Annotated in this window: 18 protein-coding genes and 1 pseudogene; 11 read left to right on the forward strand and 8 right to left on the reverse strand. The window is 64.0% G+C overall.

The window, feature by feature from the left end; translation table 11 throughout:
• Nucleotides 1-4 precede the first annotated feature (4 nt).
• Nucleotides 5-205, reverse strand: a complete 201-nt coding sequence (thiS, locus tag ACQZ2L_RS01415) for a sulfur carrier protein ThiS (protein ID WP_181088344.1) — start codon at nt 203-205, stop codon at nt 5-7.
• Nucleotides 206-307: 102 nt separating this feature from the next.
• Nucleotides 308-679 (reverse strand): DUF423 domain-containing protein, encoded by a 372-nt coding sequence (locus ACQZ2L_RS01420; protein ID WP_101315461.1) that lies wholly within the window; start codon nt 677-679, stop codon nt 308-310.
• A 65-nt stretch (nt 680-744) separates the two neighbouring features.
• Between ACQZ2L_RS01420 and mtgA the strand changes: the two genes are divergently transcribed.
• Complete coding sequence (mtgA, locus tag ACQZ2L_RS01425; RefSeq protein WP_430324435.1) at nt 745-1,455, forward strand: monofunctional biosynthetic peptidoglycan transglycosylase; 711 nt, start codon at nt 745-747, stop codon at nt 1,453-1,455.
• 80 nt (nt 1,456-1,535) lie between these two features.
• On the opposite strand, the gene rpoH is transcribed toward mtgA, so the two are convergent.
• From rpoH to ftsY, 4 genes are all read right to left on the reverse strand, one after another.
• On the reverse strand, nt 1,536-2,390 hold the full coding sequence (gene rpoH, locus ACQZ2L_RS01430; RefSeq protein ID WP_101315457.1) for an RNA polymerase sigma factor RpoH: 855 nt from the start codon (nt 2,388-2,390) through the stop codon (nt 1,536-1,538).
• Nucleotides 2,391-2,494: 104 nt separating this feature from the next.
• A complete protein-coding gene (gene ftsX, locus ACQZ2L_RS01435; protein WP_430324436.1) occupies nt 2,495-3,520 on the reverse strand; it encodes a permease-like cell division protein FtsX in 1,026 nt (341 codons plus the stop codon).
• A complete protein-coding gene (ftsE, locus tag ACQZ2L_RS01440; protein WP_101315453.1) occupies nt 3,517-4,188 on the reverse strand; it encodes a cell division ATP-binding protein FtsE in 672 nt (223 codons plus the stop codon). The genes ftsX and ftsE overlap by 4 nt, the downstream gene beginning before the upstream one ends.
• Nucleotides 4,185-5,729 (reverse strand): signal recognition particle-docking protein FtsY, encoded by a 1,545-nt coding sequence (gene ftsY, locus ACQZ2L_RS01445; protein WP_430324437.1) that lies wholly within the window; start codon nt 5,727-5,729, stop codon nt 4,185-4,187. Before ftsY ends, ftsE begins: the two co-directional genes overlap by 4 nt.
• Nucleotides 5,730-5,961: 232 nt before the next feature.
• On the opposite strand from ftsY, the gene ACQZ2L_RS01450 reads away from it, so the two are divergent.
• The 6 genes and pseudogenes from ACQZ2L_RS01450 to ACQZ2L_RS01475 all read left to right on the forward strand — a co-directional run bounded on the left by ACQZ2L_RS01450 (nt 5,962) and on the right by ACQZ2L_RS01475 (nt 13,249).
• Nucleotides 5,962-7,317, forward strand: coding sequence for a M16 family metallopeptidase (locus tag ACQZ2L_RS01450; RefSeq protein WP_430324438.1), 1,356 nt, complete (start codon nt 5,962-5,964; stop codon nt 7,315-7,317).
• A gap of 154 nt (nt 7,318-7,471) precedes the next feature.
• Nucleotides 7,472-8,824, forward strand: a pseudogene (locus ACQZ2L_RS01455) (M16 family metallopeptidase); the annotation flags it as partial.
• Nucleotides 8,824-9,426 (forward strand): 16S rRNA (guanine(966)-N(2))-methyltransferase RsmD, encoded by a 603-nt coding sequence (rsmD, locus tag ACQZ2L_RS01460; protein WP_430324439.1) that lies wholly within the window; start codon nt 8,824-8,826, stop codon nt 9,424-9,426. The pseudogene ACQZ2L_RS01455 and the gene rsmD, both read left to right, overlap by 1 nt.
• A 122-nt stretch (nt 9,427-9,548) precedes the next feature.
• Nucleotides 9,549-10,862 carry a M16 family metallopeptidase gene (locus tag ACQZ2L_RS01465; RefSeq protein ID WP_430324440.1) on the forward strand — a complete coding sequence of 438 codons (1,314 nt, stop codon included), beginning with the start codon at nt 9,549-9,551 and terminating at the stop codon, nt 10,860-10,862.
• Nucleotides 10,855-12,201: a M16 family metallopeptidase gene (locus ACQZ2L_RS01470; protein ID WP_430324441.1), complete on the forward strand. Its 1,347-nt coding sequence runs from the start codon at nt 10,855-10,857 to the stop codon at nt 12,199-12,201. Before ACQZ2L_RS01465 ends, ACQZ2L_RS01470 begins: the two co-directional genes overlap by 8 nt.
• A 55-nt stretch (nt 12,202-12,256) precedes the next feature.
• Nucleotides 12,257-13,249, forward strand: a complete 993-nt coding sequence (locus ACQZ2L_RS01475) for a hydrolase (protein WP_430324443.1) — start codon at nt 12,257-12,259, stop codon at nt 13,247-13,249.
• 12 nt (nt 13,250-13,261) lie between these two features.
• Here the strand turns inward: ACQZ2L_RS01475 and ACQZ2L_RS01480 are convergent, their stop codons facing one another.
• Together ACQZ2L_RS01480 and ACQZ2L_RS01485 are read right to left on the reverse strand one after the other, a co-directional pair.
• Entirely contained in the window at nt 13,262-14,116 is an 855-nt protein-coding gene (locus ACQZ2L_RS01480) for a sulfurtransferase (RefSeq protein WP_430324444.1), read from the reverse strand.
• Nucleotides 14,117-14,147: 31 nt separating this feature from the next.
• Nucleotides 14,148-14,813, reverse strand: a complete 666-nt coding sequence (locus tag ACQZ2L_RS01485; protein WP_430324445.1) for a TetR/AcrR family transcriptional regulator — start codon at nt 14,811-14,813, stop codon at nt 14,148-14,150.
• Between the two features lie 146 nt (nt 14,814-14,959).
• On the opposite strand from ACQZ2L_RS01485, the gene ACQZ2L_RS01490 reads away from it, so the two are divergent.
• The 4 genes from ACQZ2L_RS01490 to ggt all read left to right on the forward strand — a co-directional run bounded on the left by ACQZ2L_RS01490 (nt 14,960) and on the right by ggt (nt 19,040).
• The gene (locus ACQZ2L_RS01490) at nt 14,960-16,390 is read left to right on the forward strand and encodes a coniferyl aldehyde dehydrogenase (RefSeq protein WP_430324446.1); all 1,431 of its coding nucleotides are present in this window, start codon (nt 14,960-14,962) and stop codon (nt 16,388-16,390) included.
• Nucleotides 16,391-16,516: 126 nt separating this feature from the next.
• On the forward strand, nt 16,517-16,996 hold the full coding sequence (coaD, locus tag ACQZ2L_RS01495; RefSeq protein WP_101315431.1) for a pantetheine-phosphate adenylyltransferase: 480 nt from the start codon (nt 16,517-16,519) through the stop codon (nt 16,994-16,996).
• Nucleotides 16,997-17,106: 110 nt separating this feature from the next.
• Nucleotides 17,107-17,358: a YfhL family 4Fe-4S dicluster ferredoxin gene (locus ACQZ2L_RS01500; protein WP_101315429.1), complete on the forward strand. Its 252-nt coding sequence runs from the start codon at nt 17,107-17,109 to the stop codon at nt 17,356-17,358.
• A complete protein-coding gene (gene ggt / locus ACQZ2L_RS01505) occupies nt 17,358-19,040 on the forward strand; it encodes a gamma-glutamyltransferase (RefSeq protein ID WP_430324447.1) in 1,683 nt (560 codons plus the stop codon). The genes ACQZ2L_RS01500 and ggt overlap by 1 nt, the downstream gene beginning before the upstream one ends.
• Nucleotides 19,041-19,045: the final 5 nt, after the last annotated feature.

Genomic DNA, 19,045 nt, shown 5'->3' on the forward strand with positions numbered 1-19,045 from the left:
TCGACTAGCCGCCGCCGATGGCGTGAACAACTTCGAGTTGATCACCTTCGTTTAGCAGCGTGCTGTCGTGCTGGCTGCGCGGCACGATATCGAGGTTGAGCTCGACCGCCACCCGGCGCCCGGTCAGCTCAAGCCGCGCGAGCAAGCCGGCAACGTTCTCGCCGGCAGGCACTTCGTAGGGTTCACCGTTCAATTGAATGCGCATGCACACGGCCACCGTTGTTCTTTGGGGCCCGCATTCTAGCCCCGATCAACCCCTGAACCCAAGGGCGACAGGCGCCATTAGTCGCGATTGTGGACCAGCCGGTCAGCCCAGCCGCCACGCTGCCAGGCCCAGGCACAGCCAGCCGGCGAGGAAGCACAGGCCGCCGATGGGGGTGATCATGCCCAGCTTGCTCACCCCGGTCAGGGTCAGCAGGTAAAGGCTACCGGAGAACAGCACGATGCCCACGGCGAACAGACAACCGGCCCAGCCGACCAGCCGCCCTGGCAAATGCGCAGCCAGCAGGGCAACGCCAAACAGCGCCAAGGCATGCACCAGCTGATAGGTCACGCCGGTATGGAAGATCGCCAGGTAGTCGGCAGTCAGGCGGTTTTTCAGGCCGTGTGCGGCAAACGCACCGAGGGCGACACCGGTGAAGGCAAAAAAAGCGGCTAGCATAAGGAAGCTGCGAAGCATGGGGAGGACTCCTCGAGAGGGGTCTGTATAATGGCCGGTTCCATCGGTCCGGCCAAGCCATCGCCATGCTGTCATCCCTGATCCGTCGCTGCGTACGCGCCCTGCTCTGGTTTGCCGCCGGCAGTATTGTGCTGGTTCTGGCCCTGCGCTGGGTGCCGCCACCGGGCACGGCGCTGATGGTCGAGCGCAAGGTGCAGTCGTGGTTCAGCGGCGAGCCGATAGACCTGCAGCGCGACTGGCAGCCTTGGCAGGACATATCCGATGACCTCAAGGTCGCGGTGATCGCCGGTGAAGACCAGAAATTTGCCAGCCACTGGGGCTTTGACATCCCGGCGATTCAGGCCGCATTTGCCCATAACGAGCGCGGTGGCAATATCCGCGGAGCGAGCACCTTGACCCAGCAGGTGGCCAAGAACCTGTTCCTGTGGTCGGGCCGCAGCTGGTTCCGCAAAGGCCTGGAAGCCTGGTTCACGGCCTTGATCGAGTTGTTCTGGTCCAAGGAGCGGATCCTTGAGGTGTACCTGAACAGCGTCGAATGGGGCCCCGGGGTATTTGGCGCCCAGGCCGCAGCGCGCTATCACTTTGGCATCGATGCCAGCCGCTTGACCCGCCAGCAGGCCGCGCAGCTCGCAGCGGTGCTGCCCAGCCCGTTGAAGTGGAACGCCGGCCGGCCTAGCACTTACGTGGCCAGCCGCGCAGGCTGGATTCGCCGACAGATGAGCCAGCTGGGTGGCGCCGAATACCTGCGCCAGCTTGAGGCCGGTCGCAGCCAGTGAATTAGCCGCCGGCGTTCAGCGGCCACAAAAAAACCGCCTGCCCCTTCCGGGCCAGGCGGTTTTTTCATTGCTGCGAGCGATCAGGCTGCGATCAGTGCCTTGACCTTGTTCATCGCATTCTTCTCGAGCTGACGAATACGCTCAGCCGATACGCTGTACTTCTCGGCCAGCTCATGCAATGTGGCCTTCTCTTCAGCCAACCAGCGCTGATAGAGAATGTCACGGCTGCGATCGTCCAGGCCGCTCAGGGCCTGGTGCAGGTTGCTGGTGGAGTTGTCGCTCCAGTCAGCGTCCTCAAGCTGCATCGCCGGGTCGTAGCGGTGATCTTCAAGGTAATGCGCCGGCGATTGGAACGCGCTGTCGTCATCCGCTTCAGCAGCAGGATCGAAGGCCATGTCATGGCCGCTGAGGCGGCTTTCCATCTCGCGCACTTCACGCGGCTCGACGCCCAGGCTCTCGGCCACACGATGCACTTCATCGTTGTTCAGCCAGGCCAGACGTTTCTTCTGGCTGCGCAGGTTGAAGAACAGCTTGCGCTGGGCCTTGGTGGTCGCGACCTTGACGATGCGCCAGTTGCGCAGGATGAACTCATGGATCTCGGCCTTGATCCAGTGCACCGCGAAGGACACCAGACGTACGCCCATTTCCGGGTTGAAGCGTTTGACAGCCTTCATCAGGCCGACGTTACCTTCCTGGATCAGGTCGGCTTGCGCCAGGCCATACCCTGCATAGCTGCGTGCGATGTGCACGACGAAGCGCAGGTGGGCCATAACCATTTGCCGAGCAGCCTCAACATCCTGCTCGTAAAAAAGACGTTCGCCCAGTTCACGCTCCTGCTCGGGCGTCAGCAGGGGAATGCTGTTCACCGTATGTACGTAGGCTTCCAGGTTTGCACCGGGGACCAACGCATAGGCAGGTTGCAACGAAGTGGTCATTCAAGAACCTCCGACTCACTGGATTCGTGCCTTGTGAGCACTGCCATAACAGACCGGAAACTGTCGTCCAAGTTCCCGTTTACGTCAATGATGGCGCAAAAACATTATCGTGGGGCCAGCTCATTCAAGTGGCGGGCCACCGCAATCCATGCACCGATATACCCTAACAATACCGCACCAATCAAGAGCGACAGACCGTCGGCAGCCGGCACGCCGGCCAGCGCAAAGTCACTGCCATACAGCCCGGACAGGCCGATCACCGCGTCGTTGAGCCAGTTCAGGCCAAACGCCAGAATCGCCCACGCCAGCAGTCCGGCGCCCAGCCCGTACAGCGCGCCCATATACAGAAACGGCCGGCGTACATAGCTGTCGGTACCACCGACCAGCTTGATCACCTCGATCTCGACGCGGCGGTTCTCGATATGTAGACGAATTGTGTTGCCGATTACTAACAACAAAGCCGAAACCAGCATCACGGCCAGGCCAAAGACGAAACGGTCGCCCAGCTTGAGGATGGCCGCCAAGCGCTCGACCCAGACCAGGTCCAGCTGCGCCACATCCACCCGCGGCAACTCGGCAAGGCGCTGGCGCAAGGCTTCCAGGGCCGGTTTGTCGACTTCGGTTGGGGTAACCACAACCACGCCTGGCAAGGGGTTGTCCGGCAGCTCGCGCAGCGCCTGGCCAAGGCCCGACTGCTGCTGGAACTCTTCGAGCGCCTCTTCGCGGCTGACGAACTGGGCATCGGCTACGCCAGGCATGCCTTTGATTTCATCGCGCAACGCCTCGCCTTCCTTGCTGCCCGCATCGAGCTTGAGGTACAGCGAAATCTGCGCAGCACGCTGCCACGAGCCGCCCAGTTGTTCGATGTTCTTCAGCAACAGCGACAGGCCCATGGGCATGCTCAGGGCCACGGCCATCACCAGGCAGGTGAAGAAGCTGCCGATCGGCTGCTTGGCCAACCGGCGCAGGCTGTCGAGCAGGCTGGCGCGGTGGCTTTCCAGCCAGGCGTGGAACAGGGTGCGGAAGTCCGGGCCGTCGTCGTCGCTGCCGCCGCGTTTCTTGCCTGGTTGCGGGTCAGCGGGCTTGGGCGCAACGCGCTCGGAAACCTTGGGGGTGCGGGTAGTGCTCATTGGCCAGCCTCGCCATCGCCGATCAGTCGGCCGCGTTGCAGGGTCAGCATGCGGTGGCGCATGCGGGCGATCAGAGCCAGGTCGTGACTGGCAATCAGAACGGTGGTGCCGAGACGATTGATGTCCTCGAACACGCCCATGATCTCGGCCGCCAGGCGCGGGTCGAGGTTACCGGTGGGTTCGTCAGCCAGCAGCAAAGCGGGCTGGTGAACGATGGCACGGGCAATACCGACGCGCTGTTGCTGGCCGGTGGACAGGTCCGCCGGGAACAGATCGCCCTTGTCGCTCAGTGCCACGCGCTCCAGCGCCGAATCAACACGCTTGGCGATCTCCGGCTTGGACAGCCCGAGAATCTGCAACGGCAAGGCGATGTTGTTGAACACGGTACGATCGAACAGCAGCTGATGATTCTGGAACACCACGCCGATCTGCCGACGCAAGAACGGGATCTGCGCGTTGCTGATCTGGCCGAGGTCTTGCCCCGCCAGCAACAACTTGCCGCTGGTCGGGCGCTCCATGGCCAGCAACAGGCGCAGCAAGGTGCTCTTGCCGGCGCCGGAGTGGCCGGTAACGAACAGGAACTCGCCGCGACGGGCGCGGAAACTCAGCTCGTGCAGGCCGACGTGGCCGTTGGGGTAGCGCTTGGCGACCTGTTCGAATCGAATCATGAAGGCTCCCGCTCGTTGAACAGGGCTTTGACGAACGGCTCGGCCTCGAAGGTGCGCAGGTCATCGATACCTTCACCCACGCCAATGAAGCGGATCGGCAGCTTGAACTGCTTGGCCAGGGCGAAGATCACCCCGCCTTTGGCGGTGCCGTCCAGCTTGGTCAAGGCCAGGCCGGTCAGCTCGACGCTCTGGTGGAAGTACTTGGCCTGGCTGATGGCGTTCTGACCGGTGCCGGCATCCAGCACCAGCAGCACTTCGTGGGGTGCGTCGGCATCCAGCTTGGCGATCACCCGACGGACCTTCTTCAACTCTTCCATCAGGTTGTCTTTAGTGTGCAGGCGGCCAGCAGTGTCGGCGATCAGCACATCGGCACCACGAGCCTTGGCGGCCTGCACGGCATCGAAGATCACCGACGCCGAGTCGGCGCCGGTGTGCTGGGCGATGACCGGGATCTGGTTACGCTCGCCCCAGACCTGCAACTGCTCGACCGCAGCGGCGCGGAAGGTGTCGCCGGCGGCCAGCATGACCTTCTTGCCATCGAGCTGGAGCTTCTTGGCCAGCTTGCCGATGGTAGTGGTCTTGCCGGCGCCGTTAACGCCAACCACGAGGATCACGTAAGGCTTGTGCTTGGTGTCGATGTGCAAGGGCTGCTCGACCGGGCGCAGCAGCGCGGTCAGCTCGTCCTGCAACGACTTGTACAGCGCGTCGGCGTCGGCCAACTGCTTGCGCGCGACCTTCTGCGTCAGATTCTGCACGATCACCGACGTGGCTTCGACGCCGACGTCGGCGGTCAAAAGGCGGGTTTCGATTTCTTCGAGCAGATCATCGTCGATGATCTTCTTGCCCAGGAACAGGCTGGCCATGCCTTCGCCGATGCTGGCGCTGGTCTTGGACAGGCCTTGCTTGAGGCGGGCGAAGAACCCGGCCTTGGCAGGCTCGCTGGCAACTGCAGGAGCTGCGGCTGGCTCGACGACGGCAGGCACAGCGGCGGCGGCGACAACAGCCGGCTCAGGCTCGACGACTGGCGCGGCAGCAATTACCGGAGCTTGTGGCTCTGGTTCTGGTTCTGGCGTTGGCTCGAGTACAGGAGCCTCAGCAACCACTTCAGGCTCGGCAACCACTTCAACAGCTATCGGCTCGACCAGCGGCCGCTCAGGAATGACCGGTGGCGCCACTGGCTCCAGGTCCGGCACCAGCGCAACCGGTTCCTCGGCCACCGGCAGTACCAGATTGCTGACCGGCGGTGCGGTTTCAGCCACGGGCGCTGGCACAAGCGGCTCAGGTTCAGGCGCAGCCTCGACAACCGGCTGCGGCGCGATCACCGGCGCCGCTTCACGCAGCACAGGTTCAAGCTCGGCCAGCGCCGCTGGCGCAACCGGAGCAGCCTGCTCGACGGGTGCAACAGGCTCTATAACCTGGGTTTCAGGGGTTTGCGGCTGTTCGGCGACAGCTTGCTGTGGTTTCTTGCGGAACCAGCCGAACAGGCCTTTTTTCTCACCAGCCTCGGCCGGCGCTTTCTTGTCGTCGTTGGAACCAAACATGGAGGACGGCTATCTCAAGTCGCGATGAGCCATTAGTGGCGCATCTGGAATTCTCTATCACGCAGAACAGACTATCTTGAATCCGGCTGGTTCATGCGCAACGTTTTGTCGTAGGGTCCTGTGGGCCAGAACGGCGACAGGCATGGTCGCCAGGCAACCGGATCAGTATCCTAGCACCTCCTGGCCTGCTGACGCTAAACCGAAGCGGGCCGCCGTACAGGTTAATCATCGTATGAATGCTCTAGCCCGCCGCGCTGCTGGCCTGCTGCTCAGCACGCTCTGCCTGCCCCTGGCAGCCTTTGCCGCCGATCCGCAACCGACCCACGAATTCATCCTCGACAACGGCCTCAAAGTGGTCGTGCGCGAGGACCACCGCGCCCCCGTGGTGGTCTCGCAGATCTGGTACAAGGTCGGCTCCAGCTACGAGACGCCGGGCCAGACCGGGTTGTCCCATGCGCTCGAGCACATGATGTTCAAAGGCAGCGCCAAACTCGGCCCGGGCGAAGCTTCGCGGATCCTGCGCGACCTCGGCGCTGAAGAAAACGCCTTCACCAGCGACGACTACACCGCTTATTACCAGGTACTGGCGCGCGATCGCCTGCCGGTCGCGTTCGAGCTCGAAGCCGACCGCCTGGCCAGCCTGCGCCTGCCGGCCGACGAGTTCAGCCGCGAAATCGAAGTGATCAAGGAAGAACGCCGCCTGCGCACCGATGATCAGCCCAACGCCAAGGCGTTCGAGCTGTTCAGCGCCATGGCCTACCCCGCCAGCGGCTACCACACGCCGACCATCGGCTGGATGGCTGACCTTGAGCGGATGAAGGTCGAGGAGCTGCGTCACTGGTACGAGTCCTGGTACGCGCCGAACAACGCCACCCTGGTGGTGGTCGGCGACGTTACCGTCGATGAAGTCAAAGGCCTTGCGCAGAAGTACTTCGGCGCCATCCCGAAACGCGCCGTGCCGCCGTCCAAGTTGCCACTGGAGCTGGCCGAGCCCGGCCTGCGCCAGTTGACCCTGCACGTGCGCACACAGTTGCCGAGCCTGATCTACGGCTTCAACGTGCCGGGCCTGGCCACCGCCAAGGAGCCACGCACCGTGCATGCCCTGCGGCTGATCTCGGCGCTGCTTGACGGCGGCTACAGTGCGCGCATGCCAGCGCGGCTTGAGCGTGGCCAGGAGCTGGTCGCCGGCGCGTCGTCCGGTTACGACGCGTTTACCCGCGGTGACAGCCTGTTCCTGATCTCGGCCACGCCGAATGTGCAAAAGCACAAGACCCTGGCTGATGTCGAAAAAGGCATCTGGCAACTGCTCGACGAACTCAAGACCACCCCGCCAACCGCCGAAGAGCTCGAGCGTGTGCGCGCCCAGGTCATCGCCGGGCTGGTGTATGACCGTGACTCGATCAGCAGCCAGGCCACCACCATCGGCCAGCTGGAAACCGTCGGCCTGTCCTGGAAGCTGATCGACAGCGAACTGGACGAGCTCAAGCAAGTGACCCCGCAGGACATCCAGGACGCCGCCCGCACCTATTTCACCCGCGAACGCCTGAGCGTTGCCCATGTACTGCCCGAGGAGTCCGCTCATGAGTGATCGCCGCCTTCCACGCTACGCCCTGATCGGTCTCGGCGCGGTTGCCCTGGCAGTCGCCGGCACCATCATGCTGACCCGCCCGGCGCAGTCCGATGCCGCTACCGCAACCACTACCGATACCAAGCCCGCCAGCACTGCCGCGCGCCCGGCCAATACCCTGCAGTCGCTGGCCGAACTGGACGGCAAGGCGCCGAGCCGGCGTGAACTGAACATCCAGAGCTGGAACACCGCCGAAGGCGCCCGTGTGCTGTTCGTCGAAGCCCGCGAGCTGCCGATGTTCGACCTGCGCGTGACCTTTGCCGCTGGCAGCAGCCAGGACGGTAACGTCGCCGGCCTGGCCACGCTGACCAACGCCATGCTCAACGAAGGCGTCGCCGGCAAGGACGTCACTGCAATCGCTGAAGGCTTCGAAGGCCTGGGCGCCGACTTTGGCAATGGCTCCTACCGCGACATGGCGGTAGCGACTCTGCGCAGCCTCAGCGCCAGCGACAAGCGCGAGCCGGCCCTGAAGCTGTTTGCCGAAGTGGTCGGCAAGCCGACCTTCCCCGCCGACGCCCTCAAACGCATCCAGAACCAGCTGCTGGCCGGTTTTGAATACGAGAAGCAGAACCCGGCCAAGATCGGCGGCAAGGCGCTGTTCGCCAACTTGTATGGCGATCACCCGTATGCCCAGCCAAGTGACGGCACCGCGCAGAGCATCCCGGCGATTACCCTGGAGCAACTGCGAGCGTTCCACGCCAAGGCCTACACTTCGAAAAACGCTGTGATCGCGCTGGTCGGCGACCTCAGCCGCAGTGATGCCGAAGCGATTGCCGCGCAGGTTTCCGCCGCCCTGCCGCAAGGCCCGGCGCTGGCCAAACCGGCCGAGCCGAGCGAACCGAAAGCAGGCCTGACCCACATCGACTTCCCGTCCAAGCAGACCCACCTGATGCTCGCCGAGCTCGGTATCGACCGTCAGGACAAGGACTGGCCAGCCCTGTCGCTAGGCAACCAGATCCTCGGTGGCGGCGCCTTTGGCACACGACTGATGAGCGAAGTGCGCGAGAAGCGCGGCCTGACCTACGGGGTGTACTCGGTGTTCAGCCCGATGCAGGTCCGCGGTCCGTTCATGATCAACCTGCAGACCCGCGCCGAACTCAGCGAAGGGACACTCAAGCTGGTTCAGGATATCCTTGCCGACTACCTCAAGAGCGGCCCGACCCAGCAAGAGCTGGACGATGCCAAGCGCGAACTGGCCGGCAGCTTCCCGCTGTCCAATGCCAGCAACGCCAGCATCGTTGGCCAGTTGGGCGCAATCGGCTTCTACAACCTGCCTCTGACCTGGCTCGAAGACTTCATGCAGCAGTCGCAGAGCCTCACCGTCGAGCAGGTCAAGGCCGCCATGAACAAGCACCTGGCAGCGGACAAACTGGTGATCGTCACGGTCGGCCCGAAAGTCGCGCAGCAACCGCTGCCGCCGCCTACTGACAAACCCGCCGAGCAGCCGCTTGGCGTACCGGAGCATTAATGGCCAAGCCATCCACCCCCGCTCGCGCCAAACCCGGCGTGAGCCAAGGCCAGGGTCACCTGCGCATCATCGCTGGCGAGTGGCGCAGCCGTCGCCTGCCGGTGCCGGACGGCCCTGGCCTGCGGCCAACCCCTGATCGCGTGCGCGAAACCGTGTTCAACTGGCTCGCGCCCTACATCGAAGGGGCGCAGGTGCTCGATGCCTTCACCGGCAGCGGTGCGCTGGTGCTCGAAGCCCTGTCGCGCGGCGCCGAAAATGCCGTGGCGCTGGACAACAACGGCGCCGCCGTCAGCAACCTCAAGGACAACCTCGAGCTGCTGCGCTGCGCCCGCGGGCAGATCCTTCAAACCGACGCCCTGCGTTATCTGGATGGCGAAGCGAAAAAGCAGTTCGACGTGGTCTTCCTCGATCCGCCGTTCAATCAGGACCTGCTGGCCAACGCCTGCAGCCTGCTCGAAGAACGTCAGTGGCTGCGCGAGCGGGCCTGGATCTACACCGAAAGCGAAGCACCGCCGTCGTCGCTGCAGATGCCAGCCAGCTGGCGCCTGCACCGTGAGAAGAAAGCCGGTCAGGTGCATTACGCCCTGTGGCAACGCGGCTGACAGTGCCTTCCACACCTGCGTAACCCAAGTAACTAAGTAACTAAGTAACTAAGTAACGCAGGTGGGCTCCCCGCTTGATCGAAGCTGCTGCGGCATAACGCCGAACAGGAGCACTTGCGATCATGACCTCGCCCCCACTACCGTCCACCGCGGCGACCTCGCCGTCCCCCTTGCAGGGATTTACCCTCGACAACGGCCTCACCGTTTATCTACGTGAAGATCACCGGGCGCCGTTGGTCAGCGCGCAGCTCTGGTACCACGTGGGTTCAAGTTACGAGCCGCTCGGCAACTCCGGGCTGTCGCACCTGCTTGAGCATTTGATGTTCGCCGGCAGCAGCAAACTTGCCCAGGGCCATTACTCCAAGCTGATCACCCTGCTCGGCGGCGAGCCCAATGCCTTCACCTCGGAAGACGCCACGTACTTTCCCGTGACGCTGCCGGCCAGCCGCCTGGAGATCGTGCTCGAAGCCATGGCTGATGCCATGGAAACCGCTCATTTCGACAGCGAGACGTTCAACCGCGAGCTGCAGGTGGTGCTGGCGGAGCGCCGCATCAGCGATGACCAGACCCCACTGGATATTGCCCTCGAACGCCACACCCGAATGGCCCACGGCAGCAGCCCCTACGCCGCGCCCATCATCGGCATTCCAGCAGATCTGACAGCGCTCACTGCCGAGGCGGCGCGTGACTGGTATCTGCGCTGGTATCAACCCAACAACGCCACGTTGGTAGTAGTAGGCGATATCGATCTGCTGCGGCTGCGGGCATACGTCGAACGCCATTTCGCCAGCATCGCCTGGAGCAGCTTGCCGGCCATCGAAAGGCCCTTGGCGCCTGCCGAGCTGGCACCACGCAGCCAGACTGTCGCGCTGCCAGGCATGCGACCGGGGTTGATCATGAGCTTCAACACCCCAAGCCAGGCAACCGCTGCTGACGAACTGCACAGCTGCGCCCTGCGCCTTATCCCTGGCTTGATGATGAACGGCGCCAGCTCGCGGCTGTATCAGCGACTGATCAACGGCAGGCAGTTGCTTCAGGCCATGCGCGCCAGTTACGAGCACGTCATGCGCGGCGACAGCCTGTTGTCGTTCTATATGTTCAGCAACCCCGCACAAGGCACTCCGGAGCAAGCCGGGGAAGCGGTCTGGGCCGAGTTGCAGGCGCTTGCCCAAAGCGCGCCAAGCGAGGTCGAGCTGAAGCGGGCCAAGGCGCGCCTGCTGGCCAGTCTGGTGTTCGATCGAGATCGGATCAGTGAGCAGGCGGATGTCATCGGCAGGTTCGCCGCCAGTGGCCTGGACCCTACATTTCTCGACCGTGAGCAGCATGCTGTCGAACAGGTCAGCGCTGAAGATATACGCCATGCAGCATCCACCTACCTCACTCGCGAACGGCTGAGCATTACCTACATGCTGGCAGGGGACACCACTCATGACTGACTCGATCACCGCAAGCCTGATCAGTGCGCGAGGCATCGACCTGAATCAGCTGGAGCAAGTCCGCACCAACGTGCAGGCCTGGCAGACCGATCACGGTACGCAGGTACGCTTCGTCGAATCGCGCCAATTGCCGATGGTCGATGTGGTCCTGCGCTTCAATGCCGGCACCAGCCTGGACGCCGAGCACAGCGGCCTGGCCGCCCTGACCCTGTACATGCTCGATGAAGGCACCGAGCAGCGCGACGCCAACGCGTTTGCCGAACAGATCGAACAGCTGGGCGCTGTCACCGATGCACAGATACGCCTTGAACATGCCTCACTGTCACTGCGCAGCCTGAGCAGCGCGGCGGTGCTTGAACCGGCCATGGCACTGTTTACCGAGATGGTTGCACGACCTGGCTTTGGCGCGCCGCAACTGGCCAAGGTCAAGCAGCAACTGCTGGCTTTCCAGGCCTCACGGCTGCAGTCGCGTGCACACCGGGCGCGGGCCGAGGCGTTTGCCCAGCTCTACGCTGGCCACCCCTACGGCACACCCATGGGTGGCAACGCAGCAGGTATCGAGGCCATCAGCCGTGAAGACCTGCAAGCGTTTCACCGACGTGCCTACACCGCCAACAACCTGCAGGTTTCGATAGTTGGCGATCTGTCGCGGGCAGACGCCGAGGCGCTGGTCGAGGCCCTCGCGCAGGCCCTGCCGCAGGGCTGGGCCGCGGCCGAGCTGGCGCCTGCGCCGCTGAACAGCCCGGCCACGGTGCATACCGATGCCGACGGCGCGAGCAATACCTTGCTGCTCGCAGTCCCCATGAGCGGGCAGCCATTGCACGCTGATTTTCCGGCGCTGATGCTGGCGGTCGACGCACTCGGGGCCGGCTTCGACTCACGTTTGATGCATGAGCTGCGACAGCGCCGCGGGTTGACCTATGACATCCGCTCACGTGTCTCGCCACTAAAGGCGGGTGGCGTCCTGAGCATCGACTGGGACTGCGCAGCGCAATACACCAAAGCGACGCAGACACTGGTCGCGCAGATGCTCGAGGCGCTGGTCGAGCAAGGCCCCAGCGAAGCCGAATTGGCACTGGCCCGACAGCAGCGCTCTGGCCAGTTGGTGCGGGCGGTGGCCACCAATCAGGAACTGGTCGAGCTGCTCAGCATCACTTGCCAGCAGGGCCTCCCACCCGAGCACTTGATCAACTACCAAACGCAGTTGAGCGCAGTCACCGTGCAGAGCGCACGCGCAGCCCTGCAGCAACAGCTTGATCTGACCCGCAAGGTCGCGGTGAGCATCGGCACCCGGGCGCCGCAAGCGTCTCTGCCGGAGCTGCCAATCAACGAGCAATGACACCCGGGGCGGTGTTTCATGGCACTCTAGGCAGGCACATCACGAGCCGCCCAGCATGCCCAGCCACATCGCCCCTTTTCGCCCGGCCACCGGCCTGACCAACCCTCACCTGCAAACCCTGTGGGGCCCGCTCTGGCGCAAGCTGCCGGCGCTGGCGCGCAGCCGTGAGCGGCTGTGGCTTGAGGATGGTGACTTCATCGACCTCGACTGGCACGGCCCGCACACGCTGGATGCACCGCTGGTGGTGGTTCTGCATGGCCTCACCGGGTCTTCCAGTTCGCACTACGTGCAGGGCTTGCAGCAGGCCCTGCAGACGCGCAACTGGGCCAGCGTTGCGGTCAACTGGCGCGGCTGCTCGGGGGAGCCAAACCTGCTCGCGCGCAGCTATCACTCTGGCGCCAGCGAAGACCTCGCCGAGATCATCCAGCACCTGCGGGCGCAACGGCCGCTGGCGCCGTTGTATGCGGTGGGTTATTCGCTGGGCGGCAATGTGCTGCTCAAATACCTGGGGGAAAGCGGCAGCGCCAGTCAGTTGCAGGCGGCCGTGGCGGTGTCGGTGCCGTTTCGCCTGGACCAGTGCGCCGACCGCATCGGTTTGGGCTTTTCCAAGGTCTATCAAGCGCACTTCATGCGCGAGATGCTCGCCTATGTGCAGCACAAGCAGCAGCACTTTCGTGCCACCGGCCAGCAGCAGGGGCTGGAGCAGATCGAGCAATTGGGCGCGCTGGGCAAGATGCGTACGTTCTGGGATTTCGACGGCAAGGTCACCGCGCCGCTGCACGGCTTTGCCGACGCCCACGATTACTACCGGCGGGCATCGAGCCGCTATTACCTGGGTGACAACCGCACACCGACCTTGATCATTCACGCCAAGGACGACCCTTTCGTGTTCACCCACAGCCTGCCGACGCCGGAAGAGCTGCCGGCGCAGACCGAATTCGAGCTGCATGCTCGCGGTGGGCATGTGGGCTTTGTCGAAGGCAGCCTGCGCAAGCCTGAGTACTACCTTGAGCGACGCATTCCGCAGTGGCTGGCCGAGCGCGGTTAAGCGCTGAGGGCCTCAGTCGCCAGTGGCCACGCCACGCTGCGGGTCGTTGATCCACTCACTCCAGGAACCTGCATACAGGCGGCCCAACGGATAGCCGGCCAGCGCCAGGGCAAACAGGTTATGACACGCCGTCACCCCGGAACCGCAATAGGCAACCAGTTGCTCTGGCGCGCGCCCGGCCAACTGTTCGGCAAAGCGCTGCTTGAGTTGTTCAACCGGCAGAAAACGGCCATCGGCGCCCAGGTTGTCGGTGAATGCCGCGCATCTGGCACCCGGAATATGCCCTGCCACTGGATCGATCGGCTCTACTTCGCCTCGAAAACGCGGCAAGCCACGGGCATCGAGCAAAGTCAGCTCGGGCTTGCCCAGCTCGGCCAGCAACTGCTCGGCATCGATCAACAACTGCATGTCGGCTTCACCGCTGAAGCTCCCTTCACGCTTGTCCGGCGGGTCCAGGCTCAGCGGCAGTTGCGTCGCATGCCAGGCCTTGAGCCCGCCATCAAGAATCGACACACCGTCGCGTTTGCCCAACCAGGCCAGCAGCCACCAGGCGCGCGCCGCGAAGGCACCAGGGCCGTCGTCATACAGCACCACCTCGCTGTGGTTATCCACACCCCACTCGCGCAGGCGCTCGGCCAGCCGTTGCGGGTCCGGCAGCGGATGGCGGCCGGTCTCGCCCTTGACCACCTTGCCACTCAGGTCGCGCTCCAGATCGGCAAAATGCGCGCCGGCTATATGCCCTTGGGCATAGCTGCGCTGGCCATAGTCAACGTCTTCCAGAGCAAAACGACAGTCCAGAATCACCAGCTGAGGCGAGTCGAGGCGCTCGGCCAACTGCTGTGGGGTGATCAACTGCGCGAGAGGCATGGCAATCTCCTGATCGAATGGCAGCAAGGCGTCAGTGCGCCAGGGCCTGATTGAACGGTATGTGAAATTCATCGCACAAAGCGTCGACGGCGGCGCGAGCGTCGGCGGTTACAAAACCGAGCTCCAGCACCAGCACTTGATAGACGCCGCGCTTGAAGGCTTCTTCACCCAGATGCGCCGAATGCTCGCGGGTGGTACTGAGAAAGCGCACCCACGAAGTCAGCACGATCCAGGCATTGATGGTCAGCGATTCGATCTGCGCGGGCAGCATGGCGAGGATGCCGGCATCGACAAATCCGCGGTAGATCGCCTGGCCCTGCAACAGGCAGCGCTGGGAAAAGCGCCGGTAGCGGGCGGCCAGCTCCAGGTCGCTTTCGAGCAAGTGCTCAAGGTCGCGGTGGAGGAAGCGGAAGTTCCACATCGCCGCGAGCAGTGCCTTGAGATAGAAGCGTTTGTCTTCGACGGTCGCCGCGCGGCCCTGGGGCGGGCGCAGAAAGCTGTCGACCAGCTCTTCGTACTGGCTGAACAGCACGGCGATGATCGCCTGCTTGTTGGGGAAGTGGTAGTACAGGTTGCCGGGCGACATTTCCATGTGCGCAGCGATGTGATTGGTGCTGACGCTGCGCTCGCCCTGCTGGTTGAACAGCTCCAGGCTGTTTTGCACGATGCGCTCACGGGTGTTGATGCGTGGGGCCATGCTCAGCTCCAGGTTACGGGCAGTTCGATACCGCATCTTACGGTCAATCCAGCCACGGTTGCACGATTGAAGGCCGCTGACGGGTCGAAATCCTGATCGAATTAGAGTACAAGCTCTAGCACCTGTCCGGCCTCGCGGAGCCTGTGATGTCTTCAACCCTGAGCGCGCCTCCTGTGCATTCCGACCTCGACCTGCAAGCGATGTTCGCCCTGCAGCGACAGGCGTTCGCGGCCAACCCGTCACCACCTGCCGCGCAGCGCCGGCAATGGCTGAAGAGCCTGCGCGAAGCATTGCTGGCAGACCAGCAGCGCTTGATCGATGCGATCGACGCTGACTTTGCCGGGCGTAGCGCTGATGAAACCCTGCTGGCCGAGCTGCTGCCCACGGTGCAAGGCCTGCGCGATGCCGAGCGCCAGCTGCAGCGCTGGATGCGGCCTTCGCGGCGCAAGGTCGGCCTGGCCTTTCAGCCGGCCAGTGCCCGGGTGGAGTACCAACCTTTGGGTGTGGTCGGCATCATCGTGCCGTGGAACTACCCGTTGTTTCTGGCCATTGGCCCATTGACCGGGGCGCTGGCGGCGGGCAACCGGGTCATGCTCAAGCTCAGTGAGGCCACCCCGGCCAGCGGCCTTGCGCTGCAAGCGCTGCTGGCGCGGGTGTTTCCCGAGGATCTGGTCAGCGTGGTACTGGGCGAGGTCGAAGTCGGCCAGGCGTTTGCCCGCCTGCCGTTCGACCACCTGCTGTTCACCGGTGCCACCAGCATCGGCCGGCGGGTGATGCTTGCGGCGGCGCATAACCTGACTCCGGTAACGCTGGAGCTGGGCGGCAAATCGCCGGTCATCGTTTCGCCCAGCGCAGCCCTGGCCAGTGCAGCCGAGCGCATCGCCTTTGGCAAACTGCTCAATGCCGGCCAGACCTGCGTCGCGCCCGACTATGTGCTGGTACCGCGTGATCGTGTCGGCGCGTTTGCCGACGCCTACCGCCAGGCCGTGCGCCGGCTGTACCCAAGCATCGCCGGCAACCGCGACTACAGCGCGATCATCAACCCGCAGCAGCTGCAGCGGCTTGAGCGCTTGCTCGCGGATGCCCGCGACAAAGGTGCCCAGGTGCTTGACCTGTATCCGCATGAAAGCCGCGAAGGCCGCCGCCTGCCGCCGCACCTGCTGCTGGATGTGAGCGATGACATGCAGGTCATTCAGGACGAAATCTTCGGCCCGCTGCTGCCGCTGGTGCCGTACGACAAGCTCGACGATGCGCTCGCCTACGTCAATCAGCGGCCGCGGCCTTTGGCCCTGTACTTCTTCGGCCAGGACCGCGCGCAGCAGCAGTTGGTGCTGCAGCACAGTCACTCGGGCGGGGTGTGCATCAACGACACCCTGCTGCATGTTGCCCAGGATGACCTGCCCTTCGGCGGCGTCGGGCCTTCGGGCATGGGCCGCTATCACGGCCACGACGGCTTCCTGACCTTCAGCAACGCCAGGGCAGTACTGAGTAAACAGCGGCTCAATCTGGCCCGGCTGATCTATCCGCCGTACGGCAAGGCACTGCAACGGCTGGTCTACAAGCTGTTCATTCGCTGACTCGCGCGCGCATGACAAGCCCTGCCCGGACTGTCTATAGTGCCTTGGTCAGGCCGTGCGACTTGGCCGGGCGCAGTCGCTGCGCTACCATCCGACTCCCCAACGCACTCCAGCCAGGATGACGCGATGAACCGAGTGTTGTACCCGGGTACTTTCGACCCGATTACCAAGGGCCATGGCGACCTGGTCGAGCGCGCTTCGCGCCTGTTCGATCACGTGATCATCGCCGTGGCGGCGAGCCCCAAGAAAAACCCACTGTTCCCGCTGGAACAACGGGTCGCTCTGGCGCGTGAAGTCACCAGCCACTTGCCCAATGTCGAGGTCATCGGCTTCTCCAGTCTGCTGGCGCATTTCGCCAAGGAGCAGAACGCCAATGTGTTCCTGCGCGGCCTGCGTGCAGTGTCGGACTTCGAGTACGAGTTCCAGCTGGCGAACATGAACCGGCAACTGGCGCCCGACGTCGAAAGCCTGTTCCTGACGCCTTCGGAACGTTACTCGTTCATCTCCTCGACGCTGGTCAGGGAGATCGCCGCACTGGGCGGAGACATCACCAAGTTCGTTCATCCAGCAGTGGCCGAGGCCCTCACCGAACGCTTCAAGAAGTGATCTGCAGCGCCTGAACGTCGCGCCCGCGTGCACTGCGGGCGCGATTGCGGCACAATTGCGGCCATTAGGTCTGAAACATGCCCGGGCCCAGAGCCCCGGCCGGAGCCCCCATGTCCCTGATCATCACCGACGATTGCATCAACTGCGACGTCTGCGAACCCGAGTGCCCGAACGCTGCCATCTCCCAAGGTGAAGAGATCTACGTGATCGATCCGAACCTGTGCACCCAGTGCGTTGGCCATTATGACGAGCCGCAGTGCCAGCAGGTCTGCCCGGTTGACTGCATCCCGCTGGATGAAGCGCACCCGGAAACCACCGACGAGTTGATGGCCAAATATCAGCGGATCACTGGCAAAGCCTAGTGATCAGCCTGCGCGGTTTGCGCCGGGCGGCGCTTGGAGCGGTTGTCACACTGCTGGCGACGGCCGCCCAGGCCCAGGCGCCTGGCCGCGCTGCGATTGCCAGCCCGCACGCCGAAGCGACCGCTGCCGCCCGCTTGATCCTCGAACAGGGCGGCAATGCCTTCGATGCCGCCATTGCTGTCAGCGCTGCGCTGGCCGTGGTCGAGCCTTACGGCTCCGGGCTGGGCGGTGGTGGCTTCTTCCTGCTGCGTGAAGCCGGCGAGACGCCCCGCTACCGTTTTCTCGATGCCCGCGAGCGTGCCCCCGCCGCCGCAACCGCTGACATGTACCTGAAAGATGGCAAGCTCAGCCCGAGCCTGTCGATCAATGGCCCATTGGCCGCTGCCATCCCTGGCCTGCCGCAAGCCCTGGCTGATCTGGCCAGCACCCACGGCAAGCTGCCGCTCAAGGACAGCCTGGCGCCGGCCATTCGCCTCGCTAACGAAGGTTTTGCCGTTGACCGGGTCTATCGCGACCGGGCGCAGATGCGTCTTGCAGCGTTGCGTGACGATGCACAGAGCGCGCGACTGTTCCTGCGTGACAATCAGGTGCCGGCACTGGGCACACTGATCCGCCAGCCAGAACTGGCAGCTACCCTGCAACAGCTTGCCAAGCACGGCCGCGATGGCTTCTATCGCGGCCAGCTGGCGCAGCAGTTGGTGGCCGGGGTACGCCAGGCGGGCGGCATCTGGAGCCTGGACGACCTGGCCAGCTATCGCAGCGTCTGGCGCGAGCCTTTGCGCTTCAAGCTGGCCGACCAGCGCGAGCTGGTCAGCAGCCCGCCGCCCTCGGCCGGCGGCGTTGCTCTGGCGCAAAGCCTGGCGATGCTCCAGCGCCTGCCGTGGCAGAGCGCCGAGCCGGTCCAGCGCAGCCACTATGTGCTGGAAGTGTTGCGCCGCGCCTACCGCGACCGCGGCCTGCTGGGTGATCCCGATTACGTCAGCAACCCGATCAACATGCTGCTGGCACGCAATTACCTGACCGGTCTGGCGGACGGCATCGACGTCTATCAAGCCACCCCAAGCAGTGCCCTGCCGCCCGCGCCGGCCTGGCGCGAAGGCGATCACACCACGCATTTTGCAGTGATTGATGCCGAGGGTAATGCCCTTGCCGCGACGCTGTCGGTCAACCTGCCGTTTGGTGCGGCGTTCACCGTGGCCGGCACCGGCGTCGTACTGAACAACGAAATGGACGACTTTGCCGCCGACCCAAGTGGCAGCAACAGCTATGGCCTGGCTGGCAGTCAGGCCAATGCCGTGGCGGCGGGCAAGCGGCCGTTGTCGAGCATGAGCCCAAGCTTTATCGAAAGCCCGACCCAGTTCGCCAGCTTCGGCACACCAGGCGGCAGCCGCATTCCGAGCATGGTGCTGTTGTCGATGATGGGCTTTTTGCAGGGCCAACCGGTGCAGGATTGGCCGGCCACTGCGCGCTATCACCATCAGTACCTGCCCGATGTGGTCGAGCACGAGCCGGGGGCGTTCAGTGCTGGCGAGCAAGCCCAGCTGCAAGCGCGCGGCTATCGCCTGAAGGATCTTGGTCGCAGCTATGGCAACCAGCAGGTGCTGTACTGGAACAAGCAGGCTGGCAGCCTCGAAGCTGCCAGTGATCCGCGTGGGGTTGGCCAGGCACTGGTGCTGCCCTGAGCGGC

Origin of the sequence: Pseudomonas shirazensis, from assembly GCF_050496565.1 — a bacterium.
GTDB lineage: Bacteria > Pseudomonadota > Gammaproteobacteria > Pseudomonadales > Pseudomonadaceae > Aquipseudomonas > Aquipseudomonas shirazensis_A.